The organism is Klebsiella sp. CTHL.F3a, assembly GCF_019890895.1.
GTDB classification, from domain to species: Bacteria; Pseudomonadota; Gammaproteobacteria; order Enterobacterales; family Enterobacteriaceae; genus Klebsiella; species Klebsiella grimontii.
Genome location: NZ_CP082360.1, coordinates 2,585,613 through 2,597,576 on the forward strand (window position 1 = coordinate 2,585,613; position 11,964 = coordinate 2,597,576).

Genomic DNA, 11,964 nt, shown 5'->3' on the forward strand with positions numbered 1-11,964 from the left:
TTAATCCGGGTAACCGTGACGAACTTGACATATTAAGTGGGCTTGCTATTCCTTAAACTGGCGCCCCGATAATAAGCGCAACGGCGAGGTGAAGAATGGCAAGTGAAAAAGAGAGGTTGCCTGGGATAAAAGAGAGCGAATTTTTTCTTAAATTTGAATGTGCTGCCCGAAAATATGGTCTGGGGATATTATTAGGGATAATTCTGGCGGCGTTGTTGGGAATTTTTTCGGGCGGCTATTTCAGCACGGCTGAAAAAACAAACGCGCAGGGTAATTTAACGGTGACCTATGAGGATTTGGTCGTTTACAAACCGAATTCAGACTAAAAATTACTGCTCGGCCCCGCGTCGCCGATAAATATATTTTTAGCCTCGGCGGTGATTTTAATGCTTCCTTTGAACCCGGCAGCATCTGGCCCCGGCCGGATCGGATGTATAGCCAGAACGATCGGCTGTTTCTTGTATATAATCATCTGAAAAGTATGAGTAATTTTTCTGTATGGCTTTACGTTACGCCGACCAGCCCGGGAAAGTCGAACCACTCTTTACAGCTAAACGGCGAACCCGAAATCCGCTTCTGGCAATTTATTTACCCTTAGGAGGACGCGATGGAGATGGTCTTGCGAGCGTTAGCTATGTATTTAATTTTGCTGGTGGTGTTTAAAATTGCCGGCCGCCGGGCGCTGTTACAAATGACCAGTTTTGACCTGATTCTGTTGCTTATTATCAGCGAGGCCACACAGCAGGCGCTGTTGGGAAACGATTTTTCGGTGACCGGCGCGATGCTGACGATAATGACGCTGGTGGTGGTGGATATGCTTTTCGGATTAATGAAAAAATATACGGCGGGCGCGGAATCAGCGCTCGATGGTTGCCCGGTTATATTGGTCGAAAATGGCGTTCCGTTAATTGATAAGCTGAAAAAAGTGGACGTTTCCTGCGATGATATTCTGGTCGCTGCCCGGCAGAATCAGGGGATTACGGAATTAAGTAAAATCAAATATGCCATACTGGAAAGGAATGGCCACATTTCTATTATTCCTGCTGAGAGTTAAAAAGGTCTTTTTATGTCAAATAACCCTTACAACCAGGCGAAAACCACCGGCGAGCTGACCAAACAGGTCGCCAGCGCGCTGATTGACCGTCGTTTACGCTTAACCACCGCGGAGTCATGCACCGGCGGTAGCCTGGCGGCAGCGCTGTGCGCGGAAGCGGATACGGCCGCATTTTACGATATTGGCTTAATCACTTTTAGCGATCGGGCGAAACAACAGCTTCTCGACGTCAACGCGTCGACGCTGGAAAAGTATAGCGCCGTCAGCCGTCAAACCGTTGAAGAGATGTCGACGGGAGCGCTAGCGCGTTCCGGGGCGGATATCAGCATCGCCATTAGCGGATACGCGGGGCCTGACGGCGGCGATGACGGGACGCCTGCGGGCACCGTGTGGTTCGCATGGAACTTTCGCGGCGAAATCGACGCGCATAAGACGCTGTTTTCCGGCGAGTGCCAGGACGTGGTGGAAAAAGCCGTGCGCTATTCGCTGGCGATGCTGATGGAAAAGCTGCCCGGCTGGCAGAGCGCATAACACACCCTTATTGCGGAGGTTTGTATGGCAGTCATGGCGATCACTGGCGGTACTGCGGGAGTTGGCAAAGCTACGGCCCTGCGCTTTGCGCAGGCAGGCTATGACGTCGGCATTATTGCCCGCGATGATCGGAGCCTTGAAGCGACGAAACGCGAGCTCCTTCGCTATGGCGTTCGGGTTCATACCGTCGAGGCTGATGTGGCCCATGCCGATGCGCTGCTGGCGGCCGCCGGCGAAATTGAAAATCGACTCGGGGCGATCGACGTGTGGGTCAATAACGCGATGTGCGCGGTGCTGGCGCCTTTCCGGGCGATGACCCACGACGAATTTGTGCGGGTCACGGAGGTCACCTATCTGGGCTACGTCAACGGGACTCGCGCCGCGCTGGCGCTCATGACGCCCCGCGATCGCGGGGTGATTATCCAGGTCGGCTCCGCGCTGGCCTATCGCTCTATTCCGCTACAATCCGCCTACTGCGGAGCGAAGGCCGCGATTCGCGGCTTTACCGATGCGGTTCGTACCGAACTGATGCATGAAAATAGCGGCGTGAGCATTGCCATGGTGCAGATGCCGGGGCTGAATACGCCGCAGTTTGAGTGGGCGCGCAATAAGTTCGCCTGGGCGATGCGCCCGGTGCCGCCGGTATTTCAGCCGGAAGTGGCCGCCCAGGCTATTTTCAACGTCGCGCGCAGGCCCGTACGTGAACTTTGGGTGGGGAGCAGCACTATCCAGTCGATTGTGGGGCAATTTCTTTTCCCCGGCTTGCTTGACAGGCTGATGGTCAAAAAAGCATGGGAAGGGCAAATGACACGCCATTTGAACGCTGACGACCGTCAGGACTACCTTGAACAACCGGTCAGGGGACTACATAAAACGCACGGCCGTTTTTCCTCCGAGGCGAAATATCGCGCCACTGCCATTACCTCCGGCGTGCCGGGAAAAGCGCTGCTGGGCGGCGCGGCGGCGGTCGGTTTGCTCCTGGCAAGATGGTTGACCTCGCGCAAACACCGCTAACGCAGCGCGCTGCTGTTGGTCCAGAACCAGCGGTAGCCATACGCGCTAATCTCCAGCTCAACGCGCTTGCCGGGGATAAGCGCGTCAGCGTAGGTTTTGTCGGCCAGGCAGGGCGTCCAGACCGCTTCGTCGATCCCTTTCGCGGTAAAGCGCTGCGCTTTTTCACTGAAATTAAGCAAAGTGATGACGCTACGCTCGCGATCATCGTAGCAAATCGCCAGGATCGCCTGATTATCGGTGCTAATGATGCGGAAAGGGGCAACGGCGATTTCCGGGAACTCGGAACGCGTATTGGCGATATCAATTATGCGATGCAGGAGGGAATGGCGGTGCAGCAGGGAAGCAGCCACGTTGACTTTCTGATAGCGAAACGGGCCCCGGTCAATCATGGGGGCAACAAAGGTATCGGGGTCGGCTGCGGAGAAGCCGCCGCCGGCTGAACCGGCCCACTGCATCGGCGTACGTACCGCGTACCGCTCTTCCAGCGCCAGATCGTCACCCATGCCGATCTCATCCCCATAACGCATGATCGGTACGCCGGGCAGCGAAAACAGCACGGCGTGGCAAAACGCCAGCCGCTGCCGATTGCCGTTTAGCATTGGCGCGAGCCGACGGCGAATGCCGCGCTGATAAACGTTCATCTTTTCATCCGGCGCGAAGGCCTCCAGCACGGTCTGCTTGTTCTTGTTGCCGATACCCTCCAGATCCAGCTCATCATGATTACGCAACCAGTTGGCGAAGCAGCAGGCGTCGGGAGGGACGATGGTTTTCTGTATTGCGTTAATCAGCGGGCGCGCGTTCTGGCTGGCGAGACTGACGTAAAAGTATTTGTTCAACCAGAAGTTAAGCACCATGTTAAGCCGGTTATTGTCGCCGAAATAGTCGCGGTACTGTTCGACGTCAACGTCAACTTCGCCCAGCAGAATGGCCTGCGGGTTATGCCGTTCGATCAGTCGGCGCAGATGTTCCAGGATCCACAGCCCCCGTTTCTCCTCGCCGCGTCCGGCCTGCTTTGTGAGATGCGCAGCTGCATCCAGACGAAAGCCGGAAACCCCCAGCTTCAGCCAAAAGATAATGATATTTTCGACCTCTTTAATAACGGCAGGCGAGGCCAGATTGAGATCGGGTTCGTGACGATAAAACATATGGCGAAAATATTGCCCGGCTTCTTCATCCCACGTCCAGATGCTCTCTTCGACGCCGGGAAACATCGGCGGCGTATCGTCATCGTCGCTATCCGCCCACAGATAATAGTCGCGAAACGGCGAACTGCGGCTGCGGCGCGCCTGTTGAAACCACGGATGAACGTCCGAGGTGTGCTGAATCAGCAGTTCAATAATGACCTGCATCCCTAATTCGCGGGCCTGCTCGATAAAGGCGATGATATCCGCCAGTTGACCAAATCGCGGATCGACCTGCAGGTGGTCGCTGACATCGTAACCTTCATCCAGAAATGGCGTCAGGTAGAAGGGGGTTATCCAGATTACTGTCGCGCCCATCCGGCGAATATAGCGCAGCTTGGCCGTAATCCCGGCGATATCGCCGCAGCCATCGCCGTTGAAATCGTAAAAGAGGGCGGAATCAATCTGATAGATAATGGCCCGTGTATGCCAGTCAGCCATAGCGTACCTCAGTGATAGCCTTCATTTCCGGAAACTTTGCCGCGGAACACGTAGTAGCTCCATGCGGTGTAAACCAAAATCACCGGAATGATGAGCAGGGTGCCTACCAGCATAAAGAGCTGGCTGGCAGGCGGCGCGGAAGCCTCCCACAGCGTGATATGCGGTGGAATGATATTGGGCCACAAACTGATACCCAGACCGCTGAAGCCGAGAAAAATGAGCCCAAGCGTCAGGAGGAAAGGACGGGCATGACTGTCGGGGTTAGCGCTCAGGCGCCAGAGCCACAGGCTAAAGACGAGAACCAGAATGGGGACGGGCACAAACCAGTAGAAATTGGGCAGGGTAAACCAGCGTTCAGCAACGGAATGCCAGCCCAGCGGCGTCCAGACGCTGACCACGGCGATGACCGCCAGCAGAGCCAGTAGCGTATGGCGAGTCAGGTCGCGCATACGCTGCTGCAGCGCGCCTTCGCTTTTCATAATCAGCCAGGTCGTGCCAAGCAGCGTATAAGCCACTACCAGCCCTACACCGCAGAACAGGTTGAAGGGCGTCAACCAGTCCAGCGCGGAGCCGATGAACCTGCGGTCGGCAACGTCAAAGCCGCTAATGACCGCACCCACGACGATCCCCTGGCTAAAGGTGGCCAACAACGAGCCGCCGACAAAAGAGTAATCCCAGAACTTTTGATGAGAGGGGGTGGACTTAAAGCGAAACTCAAAGGCCACGCCGCGAAAGATCAGACCAATTAGCATAGCGGTAAGCGGAATCGTCAGCGCATCGGCGATCACGGCGTAGGCCAGCGGAAAGGCGCCGAATAGCCCCGCGCCGCCCAGCACCAGCCAGGTCTCATTACCGTCCCATACCGGGGCGACGCTGTTCATCATCACGTCGCGCTCGGAGGCGTTGGGGACAAAGCTGAATACCATGCCAATACCCAGATCGAAGCCGTCCATCACGATATACATCAGGGTGGCAAACACAATGATGACAAACCAGATCACGGGAATATCGATGCCCATTAGCTTTTCTCCTCTTCAGGCACGGCTTCTGCGGCGGAAAGGGGGCGCGCCGGCGTGCCGGAGGTTGACGACGTTAATTCGCTGACGGGCTGCGGCCCTTTTTTAATCAGCCGGATAATATAGTAATAACCGACGCCGAAGACCGAACAGTAAACAATGATAAAGACCAGCAGGCTGACGACCATTTGCGCTGTGCTATGCAGGGAGACTGCGTCCCGGGTGCGTAAAAAACCATAGATAACCCAGGGCTGGCGTCCCGCTTCGGTCGTGATCCAGCCGGCCAACAGCGCTAGCAGCCCCGCTGGACCCATCGCCAGCGCGGACCACTGAAAGGGGCGGGAGTGATAAAGACGCTGCCGATAGCGCAGCCAGAGGCTCCATACGCCAAGGGCTATCATCAACACGCCCATACCCACCATGATGCGAAACGACCAGAAGACGATAAGGGAATTTGGCCGATCCTCTTTCGGGAAATCTTTTAGGGCAGGGACCTGCTTATTCAGGCTATGGGTCAGGATCAGGCTGCCAAGCGCCGGGATCTCCAGGCCGTATTTGGTGCGCTCTTCCGCCATGTCCGGTACGCCAAACAGCAGCAGTGGGGTGGCTTCTCCGGGTTTGTTCTCCCAGTGGCCTTCTATGGCAGCGATTTTTGCCGGCTGATGTTCAAGCGTGTTGAGGCCGTGCATATCGCCGACGATGGCCTGGACCGGCGCGACCAGCAGGGCCATCCACATCGCCATTGAGAACATTTTGCGTATCGCCGGCGTATCGTTGCCGCGAAGAAGATGCCAGGCGGCGGAGGCGCCGACAAACATCGCGCTGCTGAGAAAAGCGGCGATCGCCATGTGCGACAGGCGATACGGGAAAGAGGGGTTGAAGATAATCGCCAGCCAGTCCTGCGGAATAATGTGACCGTTTTCAATGGTAAAACCCTGCGGCGTCTGCATCCAGCTATTGGACGCGAGGATCCAGAAGGTTGACATCAGCGTGCCCAGCGCCACCATGCAGGTGGTGAAGAAGTGCAGGCCTGGGGGAACTTTATTCCAGCCAAAGAGCATGACGCCTAAGAAACCCGCTTCAAGAAAAAAAGCGGTGAGGACTTCGTAAAGCAGCAGGGGACCGGTAATGCTACCGGCAAACTGCGAGAAGCCGCTCCAGTTGGTGCCGAATTGATAGGCCATGACCAGGCCTGAAACCACGCCCATTCCGAAATTAACGGCAAAAATTTTCAGCCAGAAATTATACAATGAGCGCCAGACGTCGTCTTTTGTCCTCAGCCACATCCCCTCCAGCACCACCAGATAGCTGGCAAGCCCAATGGTAATTGCCGGGAAAAGAATATGAAAAGAGACGGTAAATGCGAACTGCAGCCGTGCCAGATTAAACGCGTCGAGTTCAAACATGATCCGGACCCCATCACATAACAACCCCCAGAACCGAGCAGGGGGCAGTGATTAACAGCAGGTTATCGAGGATTAAGGCTTTTCCTTACCCTCGCCGAGCTCGGCGCCGGTAAGAGGATCGCCATCGGGGGCGGATTCGATCCGTTCCGCCATGGCTTTCACCAGAGCCTTCTGCTCGGCTGTTAGCCTGACGCTGACGCTCCCGTTTCCGCCGTCTACTGCAGGTGCAGGCTGCGGATCCGCGACATAATCGAAGTGCCGATCGCTATTCCAGCTCCCGCGTATGTCGTCTCCCTACGACATATTGTAGTAGGTGCTGGCGTATTCAGGGAGTGGCGGTAATTTACCCGGCGGCTAGCTCGCCCTGAGGGCCGCCGAATTGTTCCAGAAGGAGGTTCGCCAGTCCCGGATTTGGCTCCGCGACCCTTACGGTATACTGAAGTTGCTTAACGTGTCGGAACATAGGCTCTTATCCTTGTTGCTTATTTCTTAGCTTCAACGCCTTCGGCTTCAGATCGCAGAAGGAACTCCTCCGTTGTTTGCGGGATATGCTTCAGCAGCCAGTCGGCCATTGCCCGCTCCTCTGCAAGAATTGATTCGATGGCCGGGATCGATGCGACGTCGCCGGCTTTATTAGCAGCGGCAAGCAGGGAGGTATAACAGGCAATTTCAAACTGCTCAAAGACATAACCGCTAATTGACCCTTTAACAATTTCATCGGAAGGGAACATGCCGCCAATGGATTGCCCGAAGGCGGCCATTTTGCTCATTGAATCCTTCAGTACCGAACGCGATATATTATTACGGTCGAGAATTTCCTCCAGTACGGTAATTTGGCGTTTGGTTTCAGTTACGTGCTGTTGAATTCGACTGCGTAGGTCCGGGTAGTTATCGATGCGGCCCGCCATGGATTCCAGCATGGATTCTGCTTGCTTTTCCATTGCATGTGCATCGCGTAGCCAGTCGTGATAATGTTCAAGGTGATTCATAATCAACTCCTTAATATCGGGTTATTATCTGGCTATTTATTTTGTGCATCTTTATTAATATTGCCGACCGCCAGGTCAGTTAATTTAAGGTCGGTTGATTTCTCTTCTTCTAACGTTTCCGCTAAAAGCTTAACCGCTTTTTTATAACCCAGTTGTTCTGCTAAGGTGGCGAGAGTACCGTAGCTGGCAATTTCATAATGCTCAACCTTTTGCGCAGCGGCAATTAATGCAGCATCCCGCACTTCATTTTTCTCTGTGCTCTCGATGACTTCGTTAGCTTCTTCAATAAGCCCCTCCATCGCCACACATTTCATACGCTTAATTTTGATGGCAGGTTCTTGCTCGACAATTTGATCGATACGCTCAATCTGCCCCTGGGTCTCTTCAAGGTGGGCCTTGAAGGCGGCGCTGAGCTGTTCGCTTGACGCTGCCCTGGCCAATTTAGCCAGCCCGCGAGTTAATTGTTTTTCAGCGCTGTAAGTATCCGATAAAAGATGAATAAATACGTCTTCTATGCTTTTCATATTCATATGAAATACCTTTTACACAGGAGAATAACTGCGAGTCCGCAGACCCGCAGGATACTCTTTTATTTACAAGAGAACGAGGCGATTAATAATCAGGAATTATCAGATTTACGTCCGCCACCATGACTATTTTGTCCGCCTTTTTTACCGGCTTCAGATGCACGTTGCGGATCGTTTTTAAAGTTCCCACCGCTGTGCTGACCGCCTTTACGTCCAGCTTCAGATGCTTTATCACGGTCTTCAGCGAAATTACCGGAACCACCACGATGTTCTGCCATATTTTCATACCTCTGTTGATTTTATGTCAGGAAGATACGATTTGGATACGTATCCGTTGTCGTTCAGGAATTAAATTTAGCTGTTATTTACGAACAGTCAAACCGCTTGCTAGGGATATTTTTTTTGAAATATTCTGAATTACATAACGGTAACCGTTTCGCTTGTTTTGAATGAATGTCAGCATAACGGGTTATGATCTAACGAAAGATTTTTATTAGCGAGAAGATATATCCAGAGCCGTTGCGTTAATAAACTCCTGACAGACCTGGCGCAGGACTTTACGTCACTTTACATAACCGTGGAGAATAACTTAACGGTTACTGAACGTTATTAGCAGATGAGTTGATAAAAGTCAGAAAATAATGAGGTTACAGAAAGAGAGTGATTTTCGGATGTTTCAATGCGGGAGATAAAACAGGCACCATATCACGAGATTGTGAAATGGTGCGTCCGAGTGGACTCGAACCACCGACCCCCACCATGTCAAGGTGGTGCTCTAACCAACTGAGCTACGGACGCATTATGGTGCGTTTAATTGAAAATTGACATGGTGCACAACTTTTTGATTTCAAATGGTATTTATGTTGGTCTCTTCCGGTAACGTACTCAAAAATGTACTTATCATCAAATCTTCTGATTTAACTCACTTGTGCAAAATAGTTTTGTGCTGCCGTTCGCAATAGTTACCAATAGATGCAGGAAACATCTATAACTCGGCCTTACTCATTTGTTTTGGCCAATGCCCGGTTTAGGACGCCCGGCTCCATTAGAGCTGAATCGTACCTGTTTTATGGGAGAGAGTTAAGTCAAGGAACTTAGGTTGCCAGCTCCGCTTCCTGCCGATTTTTCCTACCCTGTTGGTGTATCACTTCCGTTTTGTATAGACCATTGATGCTCGCGATTATCGTGTTGTCATATGAGCCGCCTGTGTTGCCTGTTGAAGCCAGCCCACGTTAATACTGGCGAACATATCTATGATGAACATCACATAAGCGAAACCCTGACAGGTGCTCACGTAGTTAAAATCTGCCACCTATAAAACCAGTTGATAATTGTCTTATATCCGATACGCCGAAAATATTAAATGGTCTCACTGGTTATCTCCAATTTTAACCATAAGTCCAGTGTTGGACATTTTCAGGGCTTTTCAGTGTTAAGCACTATCCTGTAATATTATCCGTGACAGCCCTTAGTTTGTGGGCATTTTCATTTCAGGTTGAACGGGTAATCTGGCTTTTTAGTCATTATAGCCGGTCTGGGTGCGCCAGTTAAGTCTGGATTACATGTTAGTGTATTTTACTTAAGTTCCTTTTTTCGATATTGCCCGCTTTACCTTAACGCAAATCGCTGGTTACAATTAAAAGCCCCTGTTTTTATATGGTAATGCTCAGCCTACAAGGGATTAATTTATTCAGGAGATAAATAAACATGTCTGAATCATTTCAGAACGAGATACCTCGCGCACGTGTAAATATAAAACTGGATCTGCTTACGGGCGGTGCCAGAAAGAAAGTTGAACTGCCGCTGAAGTTGCTGACTGTCGCTGACTACAGCAATGGCAGGGCAGAACGGACCCTTTCAGAACGCGAAAAAATCAACATTAATAAAAACAACTTCAACAGCGTTCTCGCTGATCTCCATCCTGAAGTAAATATCACCGTTAAAAATACCCTCGCAAACGATGACTCCGAAGAAAACGTGAAGCTGGCTTTCCAGAATATGAAGGGCTTTGAGCCAGAAGCAGTGGCGCGTCAAATACCTCAGCTCCGTGCAATGCTCGCCATGCGTAATTTACTGCGTGATTTGAAATCCAATCTACTGGATAACGTCACTTTCAGGAAAGAACTGGAAACTATTTTAAAGGATCCGGCACTTTCTGATGAACTGCGCCGCGAACTGAATGCGCTTGCCCCGGTTCAGGGATAATTACCGGAACCTGTTAACGGAATAATTACGAGTAAAATGCTTATGTCAGTCAATAATGAATCCCAGAATTATACAGGCGGCGCGACAATTGAAAAGACGCTGCCACAGAATGGTGTTTATGCGTCCCTGTTCAACAAAATTAATTTAACGCCGGTTGGTGAAATTGGTGACCTGAATGGTTTTGAAGACAATACTGTAATGGCGGAAACGTCCGCTGATGCGCGCGTTACGGCAGCCGTTCAGGTCTTCATGCAGTGCCTGCAGAAGTCCGGTCAGAAAGTCGAGAAGCTCGATAAGACATTACTGGATCATCACATCGCGGAACTGGATTTCCAGATTAGCCGCCAGCTTGATGAAGTGATACACAGCGATGAGTTCCAGAAACTTGAATCCGTATGGCGCGGTCTTAAGTCGCTGGTGGATAAAACGGATTTTCGTCAGAACGTAAAAATCGAGATTCTGGACCTTTCCAAAGACGAACTGCGTCAGGATTTCGAGGACTCGCCGGAAATTATCCAGAGTGGCCTGTACCGCCAGACGTACACCATGGAGTACGACACGCCGGGCGGCGAACCGATTGCTGCGGTGATTTCCGCGTACGAGTTTGATGCGTCTGCGCAGGACGTGGCACTGATGCGCAATATTTCAAAAGTGTCTGCGGCTGCCCATATGCCGTTTATTGGCTCCGCGGGTCCGGCGTTCTTTATGAAGTCCTCAATGGAAGAAGTGGCGGCCATCAAAGACATCGGCAACTACTTTGACCGCGCCGAGTACATCAAATGGAAAAGCTTCCGTGAGACGGATGACTCCCGCTATCTCGGCCTGGTGATGCCGCGCGTGCTGGGTCGCCTGCCGTACGGGCCGGACACCATCCCGGTTCGCAGCTTTAACTACGTTGAGCAGGTGAAAGGCCCGGACCACGACAAATACCTGTGGACCAATGCCTCGTTCGCCTTTGCGGCCAACATGGTGAAAAGCTTCATTAACAACGGCTGGTGCGTGCAAATCCGTGGTCCGCAGGCCGGTGGTGCGGTTCAGGATCTGCCGATCCACCTGTATGACCTTGGTACCGGCAATCAGGTGAAAATCCCGTCTGAGGTGATGATCCCGGAAACCCGCGAGTTTGAGTTCGCGAATCTCGGCTTTATCCCGCTGTCGTACTACAAGAACCGTGACTACGCGTGCTTCTTCTCGGCGAACTCTACCCAGAAGCCCGCGTTGTACGACACCGCTGATGCGACCGCCAACAGCCGCATCAACGCGCGCCTGCCGTATATCTTCCTGCTGTCGCGTATTGCGCACTACCTGAAGCTTATCCAGCGTGAAAACATCGGGACCACAAAAGATCGCCGTCTGCTGGAGCTGGATCTCAACACCTGGGTGCGCACTCTGGTCACCGAAATGAGCGATCCGGGCGACGAGCTGCAGGCCTCTCACCCGCTGCGTGACGCGAAAGTGGTGGTGGAAGACATCGAAGACAACCCGGGCTTCTTCCGCGTGAAGCTGTACGCCGTGCCGCACTTCCAGGTGGAAGGGATGGACGTCAACCTGTCGCTGGTTTCCCGGATGCCGAAGGCGAAATCATAAATTAAGGCAGGAA

At 52.3% G+C, this 11,964-nt stretch carries 12 protein-coding genes, 1 tRNA gene and 3 pseudogenes; 6 read left to right on the top strand and 10 right to left on the bottom strand.

Translation table 11 applies throughout. The features are described from left to right. Positions 1-95 precede the first annotated feature (95 nt). From K7H21_RS12140 to K7H21_RS12155, 4 genes and pseudogenes are all read left to right on the top strand, one after another. A pseudogene (locus K7H21_RS12140) lies at positions 96-598 on the top strand (hypothetical protein). A gap of 9 nt (positions 599-607) precedes the next feature. Next, the gene (locus K7H21_RS12145; RefSeq protein WP_004119426.1) at positions 608-1,054 is read left to right on the top strand and encodes a DUF421 domain-containing protein; all 447 of its coding nucleotides are present in this window, start codon (positions 608-610) and stop codon (positions 1,052-1,054) included. A gap of 12 nt (positions 1,055-1,066) precedes the next feature. Further along, positions 1,067-1,585 (top strand): 2-oxo-tetronate isomerase, encoded by a 519-nt coding sequence (locus tag K7H21_RS12150; protein ID WP_004119430.1) that lies wholly within the window; start codon positions 1,067-1,069, stop codon positions 1,583-1,585. Positions 1,586-1,609: 24 nt separating this feature from the next. Beyond that, positions 1,610-2,599, top strand: coding sequence for an SDR family oxidoreductase (locus tag K7H21_RS12155; protein WP_004119433.1), 990 nt, complete (start codon positions 1,610-1,612; stop codon positions 2,597-2,599). Here the strand turns inward: K7H21_RS12155 and K7H21_RS12160 are convergent. From K7H21_RS12160 to K7H21_RS12200, 10 genes and pseudogenes are all read right to left on the bottom strand, one after another. Beyond that, complete coding sequence (locus tag K7H21_RS12160) at positions 2,596-4,221, bottom strand: alpha-amylase family protein (protein WP_004119436.1); 1,626 nt, start codon at positions 4,219-4,221, stop codon at positions 2,596-2,598. The genes K7H21_RS12155 and K7H21_RS12160 overlap by 4 nt on opposite strands. 8 nt (positions 4,222-4,229) lie before the next feature. Then, on the bottom strand, positions 4,230-5,240 hold the full coding sequence (cydB, locus tag K7H21_RS12165) for a cytochrome d ubiquinol oxidase subunit II (RefSeq protein ID WP_087828206.1): 1,011 nt from the start codon (positions 5,238-5,240) through the stop codon (positions 4,230-4,232). Continuing rightward, positions 5,240-6,643 (bottom strand): cytochrome ubiquinol oxidase subunit I, encoded by a 1,404-nt coding sequence (locus K7H21_RS12170; protein WP_004119441.1) that lies wholly within the window; start codon positions 6,641-6,643, stop codon positions 5,240-5,242. Before K7H21_RS12170 ends, cydB begins: the two co-directional genes overlap by 1 nt. A gap of 72 nt (positions 6,644-6,715) precedes the next feature. Beyond that, positions 6,716-6,997: pseudogene (locus K7H21_RS12175) on the bottom strand (manganese catalase family protein); the annotation flags it as partial. Then, complete coding sequence (locus K7H21_RS29355) at positions 6,987-7,106, bottom strand: manganese catalase family protein (RefSeq protein ID WP_075208535.1); 120 nt, start codon at positions 7,104-7,106, stop codon at positions 6,987-6,989. The pseudogene K7H21_RS12175 and the gene K7H21_RS29355, both read right to left, overlap by 11 nt. A 19-nt stretch (positions 7,107-7,125) precedes the next feature. Continuing rightward, positions 7,126-7,632, bottom strand: coding sequence for a ferritin-like domain-containing protein (locus tag K7H21_RS12180; protein WP_004119445.1), 507 nt, complete (start codon positions 7,630-7,632; stop codon positions 7,126-7,128). A gap of 32 nt (positions 7,633-7,664) precedes the next feature. Next, entirely contained in the window at positions 7,665-8,162 is a 498-nt protein-coding gene (locus tag K7H21_RS12185) for a YciE/YciF ferroxidase family protein (RefSeq protein WP_004119447.1), read from the bottom strand. Positions 8,163-8,251: 89 nt separating this feature from the next. Further along, positions 8,252-8,437, bottom strand: coding sequence for a con-10 family general stress protein (locus K7H21_RS12190; protein ID WP_004136767.1), 186 nt, complete (start codon positions 8,435-8,437; stop codon positions 8,252-8,254). A 443-nt stretch (positions 8,438-8,880) separates the two neighbouring features. Continuing rightward, positions 8,881-8,957: transfer RNA gene (locus tag K7H21_RS12195), tRNA-Val, on the bottom strand. Positions 8,958-9,256: 299 nt separating this feature from the next. After that, positions 9,257-9,471: pseudogene (locus K7H21_RS12200) on the bottom strand (hypothetical protein); the annotation flags it as partial. Between the two features lie 395 nt (positions 9,472-9,866). Between K7H21_RS12200 and tssB the strand changes: the two are divergent. Both tssB and tssC read left to right on the top strand, forming a co-directional pair. Next, a complete protein-coding gene (gene tssB / locus K7H21_RS12205; RefSeq protein ID WP_223035804.1) occupies positions 9,867-10,364 on the top strand; it encodes a type VI secretion system contractile sheath small subunit in 498 nt (165 codons plus the stop codon). Between the two features lie 36 nt (positions 10,365-10,400). Then, positions 10,401-11,951 carry a type VI secretion system contractile sheath large subunit gene (gene tssC / locus K7H21_RS12210; protein WP_418773079.1) on the top strand — a complete coding sequence of 517 codons (1,551 nt, stop codon included), beginning with the start codon at positions 10,401-10,403 and terminating at the stop codon, positions 11,949-11,951. Positions 11,952-11,964: the final 13 nt, after the last annotated feature.